Genomic DNA, 19,242 nt, shown 5'->3' with positions numbered 1-19,242 from the left:
GGTGCGGGGGTACTGCATGGCCATGCAGATCCCCCAGGCGCGCGGCCCGCTGACCGAGGCGCTCTTCGGCGCGCTCCGGTCCGGGTCCGACGACTTCTACCCCGTGCTCGCCGTCGGTCCCGTCGAGGGCGAGGACGCCGCGCTGGCACTGTGGGTGCTCTACGAGCTGCACTACCGCGGGTTCGACGACGTGAGCGACGAGATGGAGTGGGACCCGCAGCTGCTGCGGCTGCGCGTCGCGCTCGAGCGCGACCTCGAGCAGCGCCTGCGCGAGCGGTTCACCTCGCCGCAGGGCCTCTCGGTGGTCGAGGACTTCTTCGACTGGGTCGCCGAGCACGACGGTGCCTCGGTCGCCGACCACGTGCAGCGCGCGGCCGACCGCGACCAGGTCCTCGAGCTGCTGCGTGTCCGGTCGATCTATCACCTCAAGGAGTCCGACCCGGTCGCCTGGGTGGTGCCCCGCCTCGGGGTGCGCGCCAAGGCCGCGCTGACGGAGCTGCAGTACGACGAATACGGCAACGGCGACCCCAACCGCCTCCACCACCACCTCTACGCCCGGGGCCTGGAGGCCTGCGGGCTGGAGGCGGCGTACGGCGCCCACCTCGACGAGGTGCCGCTGGAGGTGCTGGAGCAGAACAACGCGATGTCGCTGTTCGGCCTCCACCGCCGGCTGCGCGGCGCGGCGCTCGGCCACCTGGCGGCCTTCGAGGCGACCAGCTCGATGCCGTCGCGGCGGATGGTGCAGGGGCTCGAGCGGCTCGGGCTGCCCGCGGAGATCGTCGAGTACTACGCCGAGCACGTCGAGGCCGACGCCGTCCACGAGCAGCTCGCGGTGCGGGCCATCTGCGGCGCCCTGCTCGACGAGGAGCCCGAGCTGGCCGACGACGTATGGTTCGGCGCGTTCACCTGCCTCGACCTCGAGGACCGGTTCGCCCGCACCATGCTCGACCATTGGGGCGCCGACCGTCTGGGCGCCGGCGAGGACCGCCGGGAGGAGGTCGCATGAGCGCCGCCTTCGAGCACCCCGACGTGGTGCTGTGCCCTGGCGGGCCGATGCTGCTGCGCGGCGACCATGTCGTCGAGGACGCCGACGGCGTGCGGCACCGCACCACCCGCGCGGTCACCGCGGTGTGCCGGTGCGACAAGTCCGCGTCGTTCCCGTGGTGCGACGGGACTCACAAGGTGCTGCCCGACCGGCTGCGCCCCGCCTGAGCGGGGGACCGGCCTGGGGGTCAGGCCCGGTCGAGCCGCACGAGCACGCCGCGCTCGCACCAGCGGACCTCGCTGATCACGAGCCCGTCGTCGGGCTGCTCCCGCAGCCGATCGCGCAGCAGGTCGACCTGCTCGACGGTGCCGAGCTGGAGCAGCACGCTCCCGCCGCGCATCAGGTGGTCGTGAGCCGTGTCGACACACAGCCAGGCGACCTCCATGCCGTCGGGGCCACCGTCGATGGCGAGCACCGGGTCCTCCGGGAAGCGTCCGATCTCCTCGCGGCGCACCCAGGGCGGGTCCGCGATCACCAGCGCGAACCGCTCGCTGTCGCGCAGCACCTCGTCCATGGAGCCCTCGCGCACCTCGACCTGCTCGGCGAGACCCGCGTCGGCGGCATTGCGCCGTGCGTAGTCGCAGGCGGCCGGGTTGAGGTCCACGCACACCAGCCGGCGCGCGGAGCCGGCCACGGCCAGCAGCCCGATCTGGCCGGCTCCGGCGCACAGCTCGAGCACCGGCCCGGCCGGTGCGTCCCCGAGGATCTCGGCGGCCCACTGGGACTGGGCCGCGGTCCACGGCCGGGGGCGCAGCACCCGGCCGTCGAAGCTGATCCGGAGCGGGCCGAAGCCCATCGTCTCCGCAGCGTGGTCGATCGTGGTCATGCGGAGCAGGTACCCCGCGGTAGCGGCCGCCACGCCTGAGTCCGCACCACCCGAACGGATGGGATGGCGGCTGCCCCGAGGGGGTCGCCGTCGAGGTGCCGCGTCGCCTCCCTCGTCACTCCTGCACCACTTGGCAGCCAGAACCCGCACGACACGCCGGGCGCCGTCGGCGTGTCGTGCGGGGATCGGCTGTCAGCAGCCGAACCCCGCAACGACCAGCTCACGCCACGTTGAGCGGGCGGAACTGCACCGAGATCCGCGGTCCGGCGTGGGCGACCTTGGGGACGGCGTGCTCCCAGGTGCGCTGGCACGAGCCGCCCATCACCAGCAGGTCGCCGTGGCCCATCTCGATGGAGATCGACGCACCGCCGAGCCGCGGGCGCAGCATCAGCCGGCGCGGGTCGCCCAGCGACACGATCGCGACCATGGTGTCCTGGGTCTTGCCGCGCCCGATGGTGTCGCCGTGCCAGGCCACGCTGTCGCGGCCGTCGCGGTAGTAGCAGCAGCCGGCGGTCACGAACGGCTCGCCCAGCTCGGGGCGGTAGTACGCCGAGAGCGCGCCCCGCGCCCGGGCCAGCGCCGGGTGGGGGAGCGGCTCGCCGACGCCGTACGTGTGCAGGAGGCGGGGTACGTCGACCTCCCGGTCGTACATCTGCCGGCGCTCGGCCCGCCACGGCACGTCGCGGACCAGCGTCGCGAAGACCTCGTCGGCCTCGGGCAGCCAGGCCCGGCAGACGTCGACCCAAGCGCCCCGGGTGAGCGGGCGCCGGTCGAGACCGTCGAAGGACGGGTCCTGCGCGGCCGGGGCCTCGAACAGCGTTCGCTGGAAGTCCATGGACTCGAGCATACGCCGAGATCGAACAGATGTTCGAGGCCTATTCGGTGGCGATCGCCTCCAGGACGTTGAGCCGCGAGGCCCGGACGGCGGGGAGGATCGCGGCGAGGACGCCGACCACGACGGCGACCACGAGGAACACCAGCAGCTGGCTCAACGGCAGCCCCAGGCTGGTCAGGTCGTCCTTCAGCGACTGCCGCAGCAGCACGCCGATCACCAGGCCGAGCGCCATGCCGAGGACCGCGCCGAGGACCGCGATGGCGACGGACTCCAGGGTGATCATCCGCCGTAGGCGCTTCCGGCTCATGCCGATCGCGCGGAGCAGGCCGATCTCCCGGGTGCGCTCGATGACGGAGAGGCCGAGCGTGTTCACGATGCCGATCACGGCGATCACGATCGCCAGCGCCAGCAGGCCGTAGATCATGTAGAGCAGCTGGTTGACCTGGTCGCGGATCGACTCGGCGAACTCCTGCTTGTCGTAGACCGCCACGACCGGCGTCGACTCCGCCGCCTTGTCCAGGTCCTTGCCGACCGCCACCGCGTCGGCGCCCGGCTCGAGCATGATGCTGAGGCTGGTGTCCTGGCGCGGCACCCCGACCTCGGCGAGCAGGTCGAGCGGCACGCTGACGTCCCCGGTCACCTCGCTGCCCTCGATGATCCCGGCGACCTCGAGGTCGAGCGTCTTGCCGGCGAGGAACATCAGCTTCAGCGGCGAGCCGACCAACAGGTCGTGGTCCGCGGCGAATCCGTCCGACACCACCGCCTCGTTGCCCTGCACGTCCTGGCGGCCGTCGACGACGGAGAGGTCGTAGATGTTGTTGAAGGCGTCGTCGTTGCCGGTCACGAAGACCGTGGAGTCGCCCACCTGGGCGGCGGTCCACTGCTGCCGGCTCACCGTCGCCACGCCGTCGACCTTCTCCAGGTCGTCACCGACCGCCGTGGTGAACGGGAGGAAGTTGGTGCTCTGCACCAGGAAGTCGGCGGTGAACTGCTCGTCCACGACGTCGTCGACCGACGAGTTGAGGGACGCGGCGAGCACGCCGATGCAGGAGACCAGCGCGAGGCCGATCATCAGCGCCGACGCGGTCGCGCCCGTACGCCGGGGGTCGCGCAGCGCGTTCTCGCCCGCCAGCCGGCCCGTGGCGCCGAACAGCCGGCCGAAGACGCCTCGGCACAGCACCAGCACCGGACGGCCGATCACCGAGCTGATCCCGGCCGCGGTCAGGATCCAGATCGCCGCGGCGATGCCGACCCAGAGCGCGTCGGGCCCCGGCCCGCCGACGACACCGACGACCGCGAACCCGACGCCGACGGCCATGAGCGCTCCGCCGATGATCGTGCGGCGGCGGAGCGAGCCGCTCACGGGCGCCGAGTCGGCTCGCATCGCGGCGACCGGCGCGACCTTGCCGGCGCGCCGGGCCGGCAGGAAGGCAGCGACCAGGGTGACGCCGACGCCGACGGCGTAGCTGATGACCACCGACTGCGCGTCGAGCGTCAACGCGTCGCTCGCGATGTCGAGCCCGACCGCTCGGAACAGCGCGGCCAGCCCGCGGGCCAGCAGCCAGCCGAGGCCGATGCCGATCGTGGCGGCCAGGGTCGACATGAGGATGGCCTCGAGCAGCACGGACTGGGTGACCTGGCGGCGCGCGGCGCCGAGGGCGCGCAGCAGCGCCAGCTCGCGGCTGCGCTGAGCCACGAGGATCGTGAAGGTGTTGACGATGATGAACCCACCGACGATCACCGCGATGATCGCGAACACCAGCAGGAACGTGGAGATCACGTCGAGGAACTGACCGACGGCGTCCTGCGACTCCTCCGCGACCTGGTCGCCGGTGACGGCCTCGAAGCCCTCGGGCGCCACCGTCGCGGCGGCGTCCGCCAGCTCCTCCTGGGTGACGCCGTCGGCGGCGGTCAACGACACCTGATGGAAGGCATCGGCGCCGTCCAGGAAGAGGTTCTGGGCGCCCTCGGTGCTGAACACGAGCAGGGTCGCACCCGCCGTACCACCGCCGTTGAACTCGGCGGTGCCGACCAGGGTCGCCGTGCGCTCGGACTCGCCGAACGGCGCGAGCAGCTTCACCTCGTCGCCGAGCGCGTAGTCGCCGTGGTCGGCGGCCGCGTCGTCGAGGACGATCTCGTCGGGCGCGGTCGGCCAGCGGCCGCTGCTCAGCAGCATCGGCGGCTCGCCCGCCATGTTGGGCCCGTCGGTGTGGTTGAAGGCCAGCGTCGGCGCACCCGTGCCACCGACCAGGGTGCCGTCGGAGGCGAGCAGGCTCATCCCGACGCCGACGACATCGCCGTCCGCGCGGCCGACCTCCGGGAGCGCGGCGAGCTGGTCGACCGCCTCGGGCGAGATGGTCTGCGTCGTCGTGGCGCCGCCCGCATCGAACGACGCCGTCTGCTCGGCGCGCACCACGCCGTCCGGGGTGGAGCTGTAGATGATGCTGTCGAAGGTCGACGACAGGCCGTTGCTGAAGACGAGGACACCCGACAGGAATGCCACGCCCAGCACGATCGCCAGGCCGCTCATCACCAGTCGCACCTTGCGGGCGAACAGGTTGCGCAGGGTCAGCTTGAACACGTCGCGCCCCTCAGGCCCGGGTGCTGCGGGCCGCCGCCAGCTCTTGCAGACGGGTCATGTGCTCGAGGATCTGCTCGCGCTGCGGGCTCTGGATCTCGTCGACCACCAGGCCGTCGGCGAGGAACACCACACGGTCGCAGTACGACGCGGCGACGGCGTCGTGGGTGACCATCACGACCGTCTGGCCGAAGTCGTCCACACTGCGCCGCAGGAACGCGAGCACCTCGGCTCCCGACGTGCTGTCGAGATTGCCGGTGGGCTCGTCCGCGAAGACGATCGAGGGCTGGCTGGCCAGGGCCCGGGCGCAGGCCACGCGCTGCTGCTGTCCGCCGGACAGCTCCGCGGGCCGGTGGCCGAGCCGGTCGCGCAGCCCGACCGCGTCGATCACGGTGTCGAGCCACTGCTGGTCGGGCTTGCGGCCGGCGAGGTTCAGCGGAAGAAGGATGTTCTCCAACGCGGTGAGCGTCGGGATCAGGTTGAACGCCTGGAAGACGAACCCGATCCGCTCCCGGCGCAGTGCCGTCAGGTCCTTGTCCTTGAGTCGGCCGAGGTCGGTCCCGGCCACCTCGACGGTGCCGCCGGACGGGGTGTCGAGGGCGGCCATGCAGTGCATGAGCGTGGACTTCCCCGAGCCGGAGGGGCCCATGATCGCCGTGAACCGGCCCGTCTCGAGGTCGAGGCTCACCCCGGCCAGGGCGTGCACGGCGGAGTCACCGGAGCCGTAGGTCTTGTGCAGGTCGACGGTGCGCGCCGCGGGGGTGTCGGCAGGGGACGTGACGGTCATGGCAGCAGCCTGCCGGAAGGTCGTCGACGCCCGCCATCGGGGACACCCCTGAGCCTGCCCGTGGTACTTCGCGCGATTGCTGCAGAGGAGGGCCCGACACGCGACGGATCTCTCGGGATCGGTCTCTCGAGTCCACGCTGTTCCCGCCGATCTGGGGACGCGGGGGCCGTTGTCTGCCTACAGTTCCCTCTGTGGACGAGTTGCTGGTGACTGAGGGGCGTGCTCTGAAGCACGTTCAGGTGCGTGAGTACGTGCGCACTCTCGTCACGGGGGCGGCACCCGGTTCACCTGCACCGTCTGAGCGTGAGCTGGTGCATCGGTTCGGGGTCGCCCGCATGACGGTGAGGCAAGCGATGGATGCCCTCGTGGTCGAGGGCCTCCTCGAGCGGATCCCGGGACGGGGCACCTTCGTGGCCCGTCCGCGGCGGGCCGCGAGCCGGCTGACGAGCTACACCGAGGAGATGTCGCGTCGTGGCCTGCTGGCCGAGTCTCAGACCCTCCTCGCGCGGCGCGAGCAGGCCGGGCCCGGGGTGGCGCGGGCTCTCAACGTCACCGAGGGGGACGCCGTGATCCACTGGCGCCGCCTCCGGCGCGCGGACAGCCAGCCGATGTGCATCGAGGACGCCTACCTCAACGAGGTGCTGATCCCCGGCTTCCTCCAGAGCGGCATGCCGACCAGCCTCTACGACTCGCTCGACGCGCGCGGGCTCCGCCCGACGTGGGCCGAGGACTCGATCAACGCCGACGTCGCGACCGAGGACGAGGGCAACCTGCTCGAGATCGCCACGGGCACCCCGGTGCTGCGCCACTCGCGCCGGGCGCTCGCGGGGGAGAAGGTCGTCGAGGTGTCCCGCACCGTCTACCGGGCCGACCGGTTCACGATGTGGATCCAGGTCGGGTCCGAGTCCTGACGGGTCAGAGCCCGCCGAGCGGCGCGATGACGTCGCCGCTCTCCTCGCACACCCACACCGGGTCGGGGCCGCCGAGGTCGGGCTGGATGTAGAGCGCGTGCACGGGTGCGTCCTCGCCGCAGTCGTGGCAGACCGGCCAGCGGCCGACGCTCTCGAACAGCGCGTCCTGCACGTCCTGGGCGACCAGGCCGGCGACGTACTGCTCGCCCTCCGGCCACTGCTCCGCCCACCACTTGCGCTGGGCGACCGCGTCCTCGAGGGCCGAGACCGCCGCAGCCGTCGCGTGGTTGCGGGCCTGCAGGTCGGCGAGCACCCGAGCACGCGCGTCGAACAGCAGGGCGTTGTCCATGCCCCCCATCATGCCCCGGCGGTCATAGCGCGCGGCTCCCGAATCGGGGGCCGGTGCGGGCCTACGATGCGCCCATGAGCGAGGCGCTGCTCGAGGTCACGGTGCTCGACCCGCGGGACGTGCCGGGCGCCGCCGAGGGCGGTGCCGACCGGCTGCACCTGGTCTCCCGCGCGACCTCGCCGGCGACCTCGCCCGAGCCCGCGCTGGTCTCGGCGGTCGCCCGCGAGAGCGAGCTGCCGGTGTTCGTGCTGCTCCGGCTCAACGACAGCTGGACCACCACCGGCGGGGAGCTGACCCGACTGGTCGGCCTGGCCGAGGACTACGTCGGGTGTGGTGCGGCCGGCGTCTCGTTCGGCTTCCTCGACGCCGACCTCGAGGTCGACCGCGAGGTGTGCGCGCACGTCGCGGCAGCGCTGCCGGGCGTGCCGTGGACCTTCGGGCGCGCCATCGACGACACCCTCGACCTGCGCCGCTCGTGGCGCTACCTGCTCGACCTGCCCGGCCTGGTCGGCGTCCGCTCGGCGGGCTCGCCGCGCGGCCTCGACGCCGGCTACGACGAGCTGCTGGCGCTGGCCTCCTCCGACGCCACGGTCGCGCGGCTGCTGATCCCCGGTGGCGGGCTGGTGGCCGAGCACGTGCCGTGGTTCGTGCGCGCCGGGGTGCGCCAGTTCCACGTGGGTCCCCAGGCGCGGCCGGGTGCGTCGTACAAGGCGTTCGTCGATGCCGGGCACGTGCGGTCCTGGCGGCTGCTGCTCGACGACGCCGTCCGCCACGAGCAGGCCCGCGCCGCCGGATGATCCTCATCGACCCGCCCAACGCGGCGGGCCACGGCCGGCTGTGGTCGCACCTGGCCAGCGACGAGTCCTACGCCGAGCTGCACGCGTTCGCCGCCGCGCTCGGCATCCCGTCCCGCGGTTTCGACCGCGACCACTACGACGTGCCGGCGGAGAGGTACGACGACGTGGTCGCCGCCGGCGCCACCCCGGTGTCCTCGCGCGAGCTGGTGCGGCGGCTGGTCGCTGCAGGTCTGCGGCGGCGCAAGCACGGTAGTCCCTGACGAACGGGCCCCATGGGAACGCTTCCACGGGGCCCGTTCGTCAGGGACTATCCCTCCAGGACGGCCAGCTCGCGCTCCACGTTGGCCCGGGCGGCCTGCTCCCAGGAGTCGCGGGCGTAGGCGGTGTGGAACAGGTTCGGCTTGGCGAGCAGGTCGCGGAGGACCGCGGCGCGACCGTGGGCGAACAGGTCGTCGGGGACGTGGGCATACTCCTCGCGGACCGCGGCGGTGTACTCGGCGTAGCGCTCCTCGGGGGCCGCGAGGATCGCAAGGTCCGCGTCGCACAGCGCGCCGCCGTTGTCGTCGCCCGCGGCCGGCCGGTGCCCCTCGGTCAGCAGCACCAGCCGTACGACCTCCTCGACCACCTCGGGCTCGACCAGGGTGGGCAGCGCCTCGGCGGCCCAGGCCGCCGACCGGCGCTCGGCGTCGGGGCGCCCGTCGTACACGCCGTCGTGGAACCACGCGGCCAGCACGACCGCCATCCGGTCGAAGGCCTCCTCCTGCGCCGAGAGCTCGTGCACCCGGTCGAGGACCTCGGTCAGGTGCCGGGTGTCGTGGTAGCGCCGGTCGGGGTGGGCGTACGCCGCCACGAGCTGCGCGCCGAGGTCGCGGGCGCCGGGCAGCGGCCAGGCGAGCAGGAGGTCCACGCGCCCCATTGAAGACGGTGCGCGGGTGGAGCCGCTACCGTGTCCCCGCAACGAGAACATGTTCTAGAAGTGGAGGGCCGATGGCCGCGAGCAGGGAGCAGATCCGGCAGGTCGTCGACCGCTACGTCGAGCTGGTGGGATCGGGGACCGCCGACGAGATCGTCGCGCTGTACGCCGAGGACGCGGTCGTCGAGGACCCGGTCGGGTCGGAGCCCCGCGTCGGGCACGCGGCGATCCGCGAGCTCTACGCCACCCTCGAGGGCCTCGACCAGCGCACCCGGCTGCTCGCCGTGCGGATCGCGGGCGGCGAGGCTGCCTTCCACTTCGAGGTCGCGACGCTCGCCGACGGTGTGACCTACACGCTCGCGCCGGTCGACGTGATGGTGTTCGACGACGGCGGCTCGATCACCAGCATGCGCGCCTATTGGGGCGAGGAGGACATGACGATCGGCTGAGCAACGTCAGCGGCGGGCGCTGTGCCTCGCGCCGGCGTTCGCCGACGCACACGCCGGGTCCGGCTGGTCCGGGGTGCGCGGCACCGAGAGGTCGCCGACGTACGTCTCCTCCCCGGTGGCGATCGCGAACCCGGTGAAGTCGGCGGAGTCGAACTGGCAGTAGCCCTCGCCACGCATGTAGCCGGCGCTGTCGATGCCGGGGTTCACGACGATCGTGAGACCGGCCTGGGTGGCGAGCCGCCCGTTGATGGTGAAACTCCCGTCGGCGGTGCTGTAGGCCGACGCGATCTCGGTGCCGTCCTGGTCGAGGAGGAGGAGCTGGGCTCCACGCGCGCCGGTGTACGGCGGGTCGAGGGGGACGTCGGGGGCACCGCGATCGACCAGGTTGCCGGTGATCCAGCCACCGCGCGTGGAGATCGAGAACTTGCCGAACGCCATCTGCCCCGACTTCACGGTCGCCCGCTGCACGGCGCCGGTCCGGGCGAACCAGACCCCCGCGCCGTCGAACTTCAGCGTGTAGTCGCCGGGATAGAGCCCCTTGAAGACGGCCGTCCCGCTCCGGGCGGTCGCGGTCCACCACTGCCCGGTCTTGTTGCTCGTGATCGTCACCGGCGTCGTGGTGCGCAGCCGGCCGTCGGGGGTGAACAGGTAGACGGTCATGCTGCCGGAGCGCTGGGCGAGCCGGATGGCGAGGTTCTTCGCCTGTCCGGGCTTGATGGCTCCGGCCCACGCGCTCTTGCCGACCCACTCCTTGCGCTTGTCGTAGGTGAAGACGGAGTACCTCCCCTGGGGGAGCCCGCCGATCGCGAACTGGCCCTTGCTGTTCGCCGTCGTCGAGAACGACTGCCGGGCGGTGTTCGCGGCGACCAGGCGGGCACCGCCGAGCGCCTTGCCGCCGGCCTTGGCGGTGCCGGTGATCACGGCACCCTTCCGCATGGTCACGGCCCTGGTCGTGATGTCGCTGGCGCGCACCGTGACCTGGATGTCAGTCGGGGCGTACTTCGTGATGTCGTACGCCGGACGCTGGTCGACGAACTGCAGGTGGTAGGTGCCGGGCTCCAGCCACATCGAGTAGCCGTCCACCCGGCCCAGTGCCTTCTGCCCGACGTAGGACCAGTTCTCGTCGAACCACAGCATCTTCAGGCCCGGCTGGTCGTGCTGCGGGAACCTGATCGCCCCGTTCACCAGCCCCTTGTCGTCGGCGGCCTGCGCGGTCTGGCCCGGGACGGTCACGACGAGCGCGGCGAGCAGGGCGGCCGTGAGCGCCAGGAGCATGCCATGGCGCCGGACGGAGGGGAGCATGCGGTCCAGCGTAGGCCGGACGCCTTCAGCCCCGCTCAAGCGCAGATCAGCGTTTGCTCAAGATGCGGTGCGGCTGGTCCGTTGCTCGCGACCGGGCGTCATCGCCCACCGGATGGTGCCGGTGGCGACTCCGCCCAGCGCGCGCACGACGGTCCGCTCCGAGACCGGCAGCCACGGCAGTCGCAGCGGCCGCCGGGTCCAGCGCGGCATCAGCGCGACCGCGGCCGCGACGAGCACGCCGTACCCCGCGCGTGCCGCCAGCGGCAGCGGTGGCCGCAGCAGCACGTAGGCCACCGCCTCGCGGGCCTCGGGGGTGGCCCGCAGCTCAGGGCGGTACGCCTCGAGCGCCGCGGCCAGCTCCGCCTCCGTCGCGGGCGGGTCGACGACGCCCAACCGCCGGGCGATCTCGGCGGTCTGGGCGACGTAGCGGTCGCGGTCGGCGCCGACCAGCGGCTCCTTGCCGTAGACGGTGTGCGCCCGCAGGAAGCTGTCGACCTCCGCCACGTGCACCCAGCCGAGCAGGTGCGGGTCGGAGGCGGCGTACGGCGTCCCGTCGGGCATCGTGCCGACCACCCGCTCGTGGATCGCGCGGACCGCGTCGACGGCCCGCTGGGCGTCCTCGGCGTGGCCGAAGGTGGTCACCGCGAGGAAGCGGCTGGTGCGGGCGAGCCGGCCCCACATGTCGCCGCGGTAGCCGGAGTGTTGGGACACGCCGCGCATCGCGGCGGGGTGCAGCGTCTGCAGCAGCAGCGCGCGGATGCCGCCGACGAACATCGAGGCGTCGCCGTGCACCCGTGCGATCGGGCTGTCCGGCTCGAACCACCGCGGCCCCGGCCGCCCGTGGATGCGCTGCGCGTGCTTGGCGCCGTCAGGCCCCGCGACGCGCAGGAACAGCTGCTGGCCCAGTCGCTCGCGGATCCCCGGCATGGCACGAGCGTACGTCGGCGGTTTCCCCGGTCAGCCGGGGAGACCGCCAGCAGGTCAGGCGTCCCAGGTCCGCAGCCAGATGGTGTGCGACGCCTCGGCGAGCTTGGCCAGCGAGTCCTGCGGCAGCGGGTCGAGGGTGTCGGTGATGACGTAGCCCTGCTGGCCGCGGGTGGAGAGGTACTGCCCGGTGACGTTGGCGTTGGCGTCGGCGAGCAGGTCGTTGACGCTGGCCAGCACGCCCGGCACGTTGTCGTGCAGGAAGCCGATGCGGTGGCCGGCCTCCAGCTCGGGGGCCTGCACCGTCGGGAGGTTCACCGACAGCTCGGTTCGGCCCTCGTGGGCGAACGCCGCGAGCTTGCCCGACACGAAGTAGCCGATCTCCTCCTGCGCCTCCTGCGTGGAGCCGCCCACGTGCGGGGTGAGGATGACGTTGTCGAGCCCGCGCAGCACCGACTCGAACGTCTCGCCCTGCGCCTTCGGCTCGATCGGGAACACGTCGATGGCCGCACCCGCGATGTGCCCGGACAGGATGTGCTCGCGCAGCGCGACGTCGTCGACGACCATGCCGCGGGAGGCGTTGATGAACAGGCTCCGCGGCTTCATCTTCGCCAGCTCCTCGGCGCCGAACATGCCGGCGTTGCCGGGCCGCCCGTCGACATGGAGGCTGACGACGTCGGCCTCGGCGAGCAGCTCGTCCATGCTGCGCATCCGCTGCGCGTTGCCGTGCGCCAGCCGGTCGGCGGTGTCGAAGAAGATCACCCGCATGCCGAGGGCCTCGGCCACGTTGCCGAGCTGGGTGCCGATGTTGCCGTACCCGACGATGCCGAGCGTCCGGCCGCGCACCTCGTGGCTGCCCTTCGCCGACTTGTCCCAGACGCCCTCGTGCATGCGCTGGGTCTTCTCGGTGAGCCGCCGGCCGAGCGCGATGATCTCGCCGATCACGAGCTCGACGACGCTGCGGGTGTTGGAGTACGGCGCGTTGAACACGGCCACGCCGCGCCGGCTGGCCGCGGCCAGGTCGACCTGGTTGGTGCCGATGCAGAAGCAGCCGACGGCCACGAGGTCGGTCGCCGCCTCGAGGGCGCGGTCGGTGAGGTGGGTGTTGGAGCGGATGCCGAGGATGGAGACGCCCGGGAGCGTCGCGACCAGCTCGTCCTCGGAGAGCGCACCCGACCTGAGCTCGACGTCGAAGCCCTGCCCTTCGAGGATGTCGACGGCGGCAGGGTGGATGTTCTCGAGCAGCAGCACCTTCACGATCGACCAGCCTAGGTCGGCGACGTACCTCCCACCGAACTGGCGCCGCAGCGTGGGACGGTCGCCCGGACCGGCTCGACCTGTGCCACCCAGCTCGACGGCGTCGTCCGGGTCCCATCGACCGCGTCCGGCCGGGTTTCGCCACGGCGGGCCGCCCGCAGCGGCATAGTTGCCGGTCATGGGACCACGCCGGCGGATCGCCGCTGCAGCTCTGGCGGCACTCGCCGCCACCACTCTCACCACGGGGACCGTCGCCGCGGCGCCCACGGGCCCAGCCGGTGACAGCGTCGTCGGCGGCACCGAGGTCGGCACCTGGCAGGTGCAGGACCTCGGGCAGGGCCGGTACGTCGTCTCCTGGCGCTCGCCGACCCGGTTCCCGCTCACGTCGGACCGGCCGACGATCGCCGGTCCGGCCGGCGCCCGGATCGGGACCCCCGAGCTCGGCGCCGACGGCCGCACGGTCAGTGCGGTCGTCACCTCCGACACCCGGCCCGAGGCCGCGGCGTACGACGTCCTGCTCTCCGGTGACCGCCTCGACGCACGCGGCGACGACCGCTACCGCGCGGGCACGGCGCCGTCGAGGCCGCTCGACCTCCCCGGCACCGAGACACTGACGGTCGACCCCGCGACTCGGGGGCCGTACGCCGTGGCGACCAGTGACTACCAGCTGGACCCGGTCAAGGTGGCGGGGATGCCCGTGCCCGTCGAGATGGTCGGCCACGTGGTCGAGCCGGCCGCCGACGCGGCGACCGGCCCGCGCCCGCTCGTGCTGTTCCTGCACGGGCGGCACAGCGTCTGCTACGACCCGAAGGACCCCGACGCCTACGGCGACTGGCCCTGCCAGGCGCCCTTGCGCGACATCCCCAGCCAGCTCGGCTACGACTACATCCAGCAGGTGCTCGCCTCCCAGGGCTACTCGACCGTGTCGGTGCGCGTCAACGGCATCAACGGGCAGGACTGGCGGCTCCCGGACGGTGGCGCGGACGCCCGCGCCGAGATCGTCGAGCACCACCTCGACCACTGGGCCGCCGTCGCGGCCGCCCACCAGGTCGACCTCGACCGGGTAGTGCTCGTCGGGCACAGCCGCGGCGGCGAGGGCGTCGACCGCGCGTCGATCCAGATCCCGCTGACCGCGCCGTACCGCATCGTCGGGCAGGTGCTCATCGCCCCGACCGACTTCGGCGCCCAGACCGCGCCGTACGTCCCCACGGTCACGCTGCTGCCCTCCTGTGACGGCGACGTCAGCGACCTGCAGGGCCAGAAGTTCACCGACACCGCCCGCGACCTCACCACCGGGGACACCTCGCTCAAGAGCTCGGTGATGGTGATGGGCGCCAACCACAACTACTTCAACACCGAGTGGACGCCGGGCCTCGCTGCGGCTCCGGCATGGGACGACTGGGGCGGACGGCCCAAGGGGCCCTGCGGCGACCAGAACCCCGACCGGCTCACCCCCGCCGAGCAGCAGGCGGTCGGGACGGCGTACGTCGCCGGGGCGGTGCACCTGTTCGCGGGCGGCGAGCAGGAGCTCCTGCCGCTGTTCGACGGGTCGCGCGCCCGGGTCGCGTCGACCGGCGACGCGCAGGTCCTCAGCCACGCGATCGGTGGCGGCCGCGACGTGCGCGCCCCCGGCGTCGGCGTGGACCGGTCGCTGCCCAGCGGCGCCACCACCCGGATGTGCCAGGGCGTGAGCTCGTTCGACCGGGTCTCGTCCTGCACGAGCGGGATCGAGTACGGCGGGGTGCGCCCGCACTGGCCCGAGGAGTACGAGCACGTCCCGGCCCGCACGTTCTTCGAGATGTCCTGGACCGCCGCCGGCCAGACCGGCGGGCTGCTGGTGGAGGACCCGCTCGACCTCAGCACCGGGCGTCTCGAGCTGCGCACGATCGTCGACCCCGCCGGCGGCCCGGCCGACCTCGACGTCCGCGTCACCGACGCCGACGGCGGATCCGCGCTGCTGGACTCGACGTACGGCGCCATGCCGGTCGTCACCAGCGGCGCCGACACCCAGAAGTACTGGGCGCAGACCCTGGTCGCCGACCCGTCGGGCGCCACGGGCATCGACCTGACCCGCATCGTCCGCGTCGACCTGGTCAGCGCCAGCGCCCGCGGTCGCGTGTGGGTCGCGGACCTCGCGGCCGCGCCGGCGACGCTCGCGCCGGTGCCCGCGCTGCGACTGCCGACCATCGACCTGGGCACGCTGCGCGTCCCCGAGGGCAACGGCCGGTCGCCGAAGACGGCCTACCTCCCGTTCCGGATCACCGGTGAGTTGAGCCGGCCCGGGCGGCTCGTGGTGATGACCGCGGGCCAGGAGCGCGGCAGCGTCCAGCGGTTCACGCTCGACCTCGCGCCCGGCCAGACGACCGGGCAGATCCCGGTCGCCTACACCCCGGACCGCGTCGACGACCCCGACAAGTCCACCACGAGCGTGATGGCCTGGGCGACGCGCAACGTGATGACCGACGGCTACCTCGGCCGGCTCGTCGTCCTCGACGACGACCCCAGGCCGCGGACGGTCGTGACGCCGGTGTCGCGGACCGTCCGCGAGGGCGACACGGCCCGGTGGCGGATCGCGATGGACAAGGGCGTCGACTACGACCTGTTCGTCAGCGGCCGGGTCGTGCGCGGCCCGGGCACTCCCGTGCAGGCGGGCGACGTGGGAACCACCTGGATCCAGCAGCACCTCGGCTCGGACGCCGACCTCGACAAGCCGCTGTGGACCTTCCGGCCGATGCTCTTCGAGCGACTGCGGGCAGGGGTGCGCACCCTCGAGATCGCGATCCCGGTGCGCCGGGACCGGGAGGCCGAGGGGCGCGAGACGCTGACCCTGCGGCTCAAGGTCGGCAAGCGCGCCTACGAGCGGACGGTGTACGTCGGGCCGTCCCGGTGACCGCGCCTCCCGCGTCGCCTCCGGCGCCGCGCGCGGTCGCGGATCGCTCCTGGGTCGATCGCCAGACGGTGTGGTTGCGGCGGACGCGCGGGCTGGGGGCCGCCGCCTGCGGAGTGCCTCAGATCTTCGGGATGCCGGCCAGCGCCGCGCTGAGGTCGGCGTCGGACAGCGGGTCGTCCTCGAGGCGGCCCGCGAGGAACGTCTCGTAGGCGCCGAGCTCGAGCAGCCCGTGGCCGGACAGGCCCACCACGATCACCGGCTCGGTCCCGGCCTCGGTCGCCGAGAGCGCCTCCCGGCGAGCCTGGGCGAGCGCGTGCGACGACTCGGGTGCCGCGACGATGCCCTGGGTGCGGGCGAACTCCAGTGCGGCCTCGAAGCACTCGCTCTGGTGCAGCGCGGTCGCCTCGATCAGCCCCTCGTGCACCGCGTGCGAGACCAGCGGCGCCATGCCGTGGTAGCGCAGCCCGCCCGCGTGGATGGGTGAGGGCACGAAGTCGTGGCCCAGCGTGTACATCTTCATGAGCGGTGTGAGTCCGGCGGTGTCGCCGAAGTCGTAGCGGTACTCGCCGCGGGTGAGCGTCGGGCACGAGGTCGGCTCGACGGCCAGGATCCGCGGGCTCTGCGTGCCGGCGAGCTTCTCACGCAGGAACGGGAACGACAGGCCGGCGAAGTTGGAGCCGCCGCCGGCGCACCCGATCACCACGTCGGCGCCCGTCTCGCCGGCCTTGGCCAGCTGGCGCAGCGCCTCCTCGCCGATCACGGTCTGGTGCAGCAGCACGTGGTTGAGCACGGAGCCCAGCGCGTACTTGGTCGTCTCGTCCTGGGCGGCCACCTCGACCGCCTCGGAGATCGCGATGCCGAGCGAGCCGGGGTGGTCCTCGGCGTACGCCTTGCCGGACTCGGTGAGCCGGCTCGGCGAGCGGTGCACGGTGCCGCCGAAGACCTCGATCAGCGTGCGGCGCTGGGGCTTGGAGTCGTACGACGCCCCCACCTGCCACACCTCGCACTCGATGCCGAACAGCGCGCAGGCGTAGGCGAGCGCGGTGCCCCACTGGCCGGCGCCGGTCTCGGTGGTCAGTCGCCGCACCCCGTGCAGGGAGTTGTAGTAGACCTGCGGCACCGAGGTGTTGGTCTTGTGCGACCCGGCGGGGGAGACGCCTTCGTACTTGAAGTAGATGCGCGCGGACGTCCCGAGCTTCTGCTCCCAGCGGCGCGCCCGGTAGAGCGGGCTCGGGCGGTACTGCCGGTAGACCTCCCGCACCGGCTCGGGGATCTCGACGTACCGCTCCCCGCTGACCTCCTGGAGGATCAGCTCCATCGGGAACAGCGCGGCCAGGTCGTCGGGTCCGACGGGCTCGTGGGTGCCCGGGTGGAGCGGCGGTGGCGGCGGCGTCGGCAGGTCGGCCACGACGTTGTACCAGTGGGTGACCTGCTCGGACTCGTCCAGCGTGAACATGACCTGGTCATCGCTCATGCTCGGCAGCGTAGCGACGCGGACACCCAGGTGGGCAGGGCGCGTCTGACTGGCTCGGACGACACGCGGGCAACGGGGACCCGCGAGCTCCTCGTGTGCCGCACAGACGGGTGCCACGCCGGACTTCTCGGCCTCTCTTGACGCTTCTCGGCTGTTGCAAAGGCCGAGAAGCGCCAGTTTCCCCAGTGCACCGGGGAAACCGCCGGCCGGCCTACGCCTCCGCTCCCAGGTCCTCCGCATCCACGATCCGGTAGGCATAGCCCTGCTCGGCGAGGAACCGCTGCCGGTTCTGGGCGAACTCGGCGTCGACGGTGTCGCGGGACACGATCGTGTAGAAGTGCGCGGTGCGGCCCTCGGTCTTGGGCCGCAGCAGCCGGCCGAGACGCTGGGCCTCCTCCTGGCGGGAGCCGAACGAGCCGGACACCTGGATCGCGACCTCGGCCGAGGGCAGGTCGATCGAGAAGTTCGCGACCTTGGACACCACCAGCAGCCCGACCTCGCCGGAGCGGAACGCCTCGAACAGCCGCTGCCGCTCCTTCACCGACGTCTCGCCCTTGATCACGGGCGCGTCCAGCGCGAGAGCCAGCTCGTCGAGCTGGTCGATGTACTGGCCGATCACCAGCGTCGGCTGGCCGGGGTGCGACTCCACCAGCGACCGCACGACGTCGATCTTGTGGTGCGTGCACGACGCGAGCCGGTAGCGCTCCTCGGGCTCGGCGGTCGCGTAGACCAGCCGCTCCGACGACGGCAGCGTCACCCGCACCTCGACGCAGTCGGCGGGCGCGATCCAGCCCTGGGCCTCGATGTCCTTCCAGGGCGCGTCGTACCTCTTGGGCCCGATCAGCGAGAACACGTCGCCCTCGCGGCCGTCCTCGCGCACCAGCGTCGCGGTGAGCCCGAGCCGGCGCCGGGCCTGCAGGTTGGCGGTCATCCGGAAGATCGGCGCGGGCAGCAGGTGCACCTCGTCGTACACGATCAGGCCCCAGTCGCGGGCGTCGAGCAGCTCGAGGTGGGGGTAGACGCCCTTCCGCTTGGTCGTCATCACCTGGTACGTCGCGATCGTGACCGGCCGGACCTCCTTGACCGACCCGGAGTACTCCCCGATCTCGTCCTCGGTCAGGGAGGTACGCCGGACCAGCTCGTCCTTCCACTGCCGGGCCGAGACGGTGTTGGTGACCAGGATCAGCGTCGTCGCCTGGGCCTGGGCCATCGCGGCCGCGCCGACCAGGGTCTTGCCGGCGCCGCACGGCAGCACCACCACCCCGGACCCGCCGTGCCAGAACGACTCGGCGGCCTCGCGCTGGTAGGCGCGCAGGTGCCACGCGGTCTCGTCGAGCGCGATCGCGTGAGCCTCGCCGTCGACGTACCCGGCGAAGTCCTCCGCCGGCCAGCCGAGCTTGAGCAGCGCCTGCTTGAGGTTGCCGCGCTCGGAGGCGTGCACGGCCACGGTGTCCTCGTCGATGCGCGCGCCGAGCATGCCCTGCACCTTCTTGGCGCGGAGCACCTCCTCGAGCACCGGGCGGTCGTTGCTGGCCAGCACCAGCCCGTGGATCGGGTTCTTCTCCAGCCGGAGCCGGCCGTAGCGGGCCATGGTCTCGGCGACGTCGACCAGCAGCGCGTGCGGCACGGCGTAGCGGCTGTACTCCAGCAGCGTGTCGACGACCTGCTCGGCGTCGTGGCCGGCGGCCCGGGCGTTCCACAGGCCGAGCGGGGTCAGCCGGTAGGTGTGGATGTGCTCGGGGGAGCGCTCCAGCTCGGCGAACGGCGCGATCGCCTTGCGGCAGTCGGCGGCGCGCTCGTGGTCGACCTCGAGCAGCAGCGTCTTGTCCGACTGGACGATCAGGGGGCCGTCGTTCACTTCACGATCCTAGGTGGTGGTGGAGGCGCTCCAGTTTCGGGGGGGGG

At 72.6% G+C, this 19,242-nt stretch carries 18 protein-coding genes; 7 read left to right on the top strand and 11 right to left on the bottom strand.

The features are described from left to right. Positions 1-22 precede the first annotated feature (22 nt). Together QQZ14_RS20160 and QQZ14_RS20155 are read left to right on the top strand one after the other, a co-directional pair. Positions 23-1,006, top strand: coding sequence for an iron-containing redox enzyme family protein (locus tag QQZ14_RS20160; RefSeq protein WP_284536198.1), 984 nt, complete (start codon positions 23-25; stop codon positions 1,004-1,006). Continuing rightward, complete coding sequence (locus QQZ14_RS20155; RefSeq protein WP_284536197.1) at positions 1,003-1,212, top strand: CDGSH iron-sulfur domain-containing protein; 210 nt, start codon at positions 1,003-1,005, stop codon at positions 1,210-1,212. Before QQZ14_RS20160 ends, QQZ14_RS20155 begins: the two co-directional genes overlap by 4 nt. 20 nt (positions 1,213-1,232) lie before the next feature. Here QQZ14_RS20155 and QQZ14_RS20150 read toward each other — a convergent pair whose 3' ends face one another. The 4 genes from QQZ14_RS20150 to QQZ14_RS20135 all read right to left on the bottom strand — a co-directional run bounded on the left by QQZ14_RS20150 (position 1,233) and on the right by QQZ14_RS20135 (position 6,071). Further along, positions 1,233-1,871 (bottom strand): class I SAM-dependent methyltransferase, encoded by a 639-nt coding sequence (locus QQZ14_RS20150; RefSeq protein WP_284536196.1) that lies wholly within the window; start codon positions 1,869-1,871, stop codon positions 1,233-1,235. A 220-nt stretch (positions 1,872-2,091) separates the two neighbouring features. Continuing rightward, complete coding sequence (locus QQZ14_RS20145; RefSeq protein ID WP_284536195.1) at positions 2,092-2,706, bottom strand: alpha-ketoglutarate-dependent dioxygenase AlkB; 615 nt, start codon at positions 2,704-2,706, stop codon at positions 2,092-2,094. Between the two features lie 40 nt (positions 2,707-2,746). Then, a complete protein-coding gene (locus tag QQZ14_RS20140) occupies positions 2,747-5,287 on the bottom strand; it encodes an ABC transporter permease (protein WP_284536194.1) in 2,541 nt (846 codons plus the stop codon). 10 nt (positions 5,288-5,297) lie between these two features. Then, positions 5,298-6,071, bottom strand: a complete 774-nt coding sequence (locus tag QQZ14_RS20135; RefSeq protein ID WP_284536193.1) for an ABC transporter ATP-binding protein — start codon at positions 6,069-6,071, stop codon at positions 5,298-5,300. A gap of 191 nt (positions 6,072-6,262) precedes the next feature. On the opposite strand from QQZ14_RS20135, the gene QQZ14_RS20130 reads away from it, so the two are divergent. Then, entirely contained in the window at positions 6,263-6,982 is a 720-nt protein-coding gene (locus QQZ14_RS20130; RefSeq protein ID WP_342395249.1) for a GntR family transcriptional regulator, read from the top strand. Positions 6,983-6,986: 4 nt separating this feature from the next. On the opposite strand, the gene QQZ14_RS20125 is transcribed toward QQZ14_RS20130, so the two are convergent. Then, positions 6,987-7,331, bottom strand: a complete 345-nt coding sequence (locus QQZ14_RS20125) for a hypothetical protein (protein WP_284536191.1) — start codon at positions 7,329-7,331, stop codon at positions 6,987-6,989. Between the two features lie 74 nt (positions 7,332-7,405). Here QQZ14_RS20125 and QQZ14_RS20120 point away from each other — a divergent pair, with 74 nt between their 5' ends. Both QQZ14_RS20120 and QQZ14_RS20115 read left to right on the top strand, forming a co-directional pair. After that, positions 7,406-8,128, top strand: coding sequence for a copper homeostasis protein CutC (locus QQZ14_RS20120; RefSeq protein WP_284536190.1), 723 nt, complete (start codon positions 7,406-7,408; stop codon positions 8,126-8,128). Continuing rightward, on the top strand, positions 8,125-8,388 hold the full coding sequence (locus QQZ14_RS20115) for a DUF4031 domain-containing protein (RefSeq protein WP_284536189.1): 264 nt from the start codon (positions 8,125-8,127) through the stop codon (positions 8,386-8,388). The genes QQZ14_RS20120 and QQZ14_RS20115 overlap by 4 nt, the downstream gene beginning before the upstream one ends. Positions 8,389-8,435: 47 nt before the next feature. Here QQZ14_RS20115 and QQZ14_RS20110 read toward each other — a convergent pair whose 3' ends face one another. Further along, positions 8,436-9,035, bottom strand: coding sequence for an HD domain-containing protein (locus QQZ14_RS20110; protein ID WP_284536188.1), 600 nt, complete (start codon positions 9,033-9,035; stop codon positions 8,436-8,438). Between the two features lie 80 nt (positions 9,036-9,115). On the opposite strand from QQZ14_RS20110, the gene QQZ14_RS20105 reads away from it, so the two are divergent. Then, positions 9,116-9,490, top strand: a complete 375-nt coding sequence (locus QQZ14_RS20105) for a nuclear transport factor 2 family protein (protein ID WP_284536187.1) — start codon at positions 9,116-9,118, stop codon at positions 9,488-9,490. A gap of 6 nt (positions 9,491-9,496) precedes the next feature. Here QQZ14_RS20105 and QQZ14_RS20100 read toward each other — a convergent pair whose 3' ends face one another. Genes QQZ14_RS20100 through serA form a run of 3 tightly spaced genes read right to left on the bottom strand, consistent with a single transcriptional unit; the run spans position 9,497 to position 12,973 of the window. Then, positions 9,497-10,792, bottom strand: coding sequence for an MSCRAMM family protein (locus tag QQZ14_RS20100; RefSeq protein WP_284536186.1), 1,296 nt, complete (start codon positions 10,790-10,792; stop codon positions 9,497-9,499). Positions 10,793-10,849: 57 nt separating this feature from the next. Then, positions 10,850-11,719, bottom strand: a complete 870-nt coding sequence (locus tag QQZ14_RS20095; RefSeq protein ID WP_284536185.1) for an oxygenase MpaB family protein — start codon at positions 11,717-11,719, stop codon at positions 10,850-10,852. Positions 11,720-11,773: 54 nt separating this feature from the next. Next, positions 11,774-12,973 carry a phosphoglycerate dehydrogenase gene (serA, locus tag QQZ14_RS20090; RefSeq protein ID WP_284536222.1) on the bottom strand — a complete coding sequence of 400 codons (1,200 nt, stop codon included), beginning with the start codon at positions 12,971-12,973 and terminating at the stop codon, positions 11,774-11,776. 178 nt (positions 12,974-13,151) lie between these two features. On the opposite strand from serA, the gene QQZ14_RS20085 reads away from it, so the two are divergent. Continuing rightward, entirely contained in the window at positions 13,152-15,863 is a 2,712-nt protein-coding gene (locus QQZ14_RS20085; protein ID WP_284536184.1) for a hypothetical protein, read from the top strand. 118 nt (positions 15,864-15,981) lie between these two features. Here QQZ14_RS20085 and QQZ14_RS20080 read toward each other — a convergent pair whose 3' ends face one another. After that, the gene (locus QQZ14_RS20080; protein WP_284536183.1) at positions 15,982-17,337 is read right to left on the bottom strand and encodes a TrpB-like pyridoxal phosphate-dependent enzyme; all 1,356 of its coding nucleotides are present in this window, start codon (positions 17,335-17,337) and stop codon (positions 15,982-15,984) included. A 211-nt stretch (positions 17,338-17,548) separates the two neighbouring features. Beyond that, entirely contained in the window at positions 17,549-19,195 is a 1,647-nt protein-coding gene (locus QQZ14_RS20075) for a DNA repair helicase XPB (protein WP_284536182.1), read from the bottom strand. Between the last annotated feature and the right edge of the window lie 47 nt (positions 19,196-19,242).

The sequence above is a fragment of the Nocardioides sp. T2.26MG-1 genome (assembly GCF_950101795.1).
GTDB lineage: Bacteria > Actinomycetota > Actinomycetes > Propionibacteriales > Nocardioidaceae > Nocardioides.
This window is presented reverse-complemented; position numbering and strand designations above follow the sequence as displayed.

What these genes read in the sequence shown, in the direction of transcription:
- QQZ14_RS20155 (WP_284536197.1), top strand. Translation starts at nt 1,003, where the DNA reads ATGAGCGCCGCCTTCGAGCACCCCGACGTGGTGCTGTGCCCTGGCGGG.
- QQZ14_RS20105 (WP_284536187.1), top strand. Translation starts at nt 9,116, where the DNA reads ATGGCCGCGAGCAGGGAGCAGATCCGGCAGGTCGTCGACCGCTACGTC.
- QQZ14_RS20080 (WP_284536183.1), bottom strand. Translation starts at nt 17,337, where the DNA reads ATGAGCGATGACCAGGTCATGTTCACGCTGGACGAGTCCGAGCAGGTC.
- QQZ14_RS20085 (WP_284536184.1), top strand. Translation starts at nt 13,152, where the DNA reads ATGGGACCACGCCGGCGGATCGCCGCTGCAGCTCTGGCGGCACTCGCC.
- QQZ14_RS20145 (WP_284536195.1), bottom strand. Translation starts at nt 2,706, where the DNA reads ATGGACTTCCAGCGAACGCTGTTCGAGGCCCCGGCCGCGCAGGACCCG.
- QQZ14_RS20095 (WP_284536185.1), bottom strand. Translation starts at nt 11,719, where the DNA reads ATGCCGGGGATCCGCGAGCGACTGGGCCAGCAGCTGTTCCTGCGCGTC.
- QQZ14_RS20100 (WP_284536186.1), bottom strand. Translation starts at nt 10,792, where the DNA reads ATGCTCCCCTCCGTCCGGCGCCATGGCATGCTCCTGGCGCTCACGGCC.
- QQZ14_RS20115 (WP_284536189.1), top strand. Translation starts at nt 8,125, where the DNA reads ATGATCCTCATCGACCCGCCCAACGCGGCGGGCCACGGCCGGCTGTGG.
- QQZ14_RS20120 (WP_284536190.1), top strand. Translation starts at nt 7,406, where the DNA reads ATGAGCGAGGCGCTGCTCGAGGTCACGGTGCTCGACCCGCGGGACGTG.
- QQZ14_RS20135 (WP_284536193.1), bottom strand. Translation starts at nt 6,071, where the DNA reads ATGACCGTCACGTCCCCTGCCGACACCCCCGCGGCGCGCACCGTCGAC.
- QQZ14_RS20125 (WP_284536191.1), bottom strand. Translation starts at nt 7,331, where the DNA reads ATGGACAACGCCCTGCTGTTCGACGCGCGTGCTCGGGTGCTCGCCGAC.
- QQZ14_RS20160 (WP_284536198.1), top strand. Translation starts at nt 23, where the DNA reads ATGCAGATCCCCCAGGCGCGCGGCCCGCTGACCGAGGCGCTCTTCGGC.
- QQZ14_RS20150 (WP_284536196.1), bottom strand. Translation starts at nt 1,871, where the DNA reads ATGACCACGATCGACCACGCTGCGGAGACGATGGGCTTCGGCCCGCTC.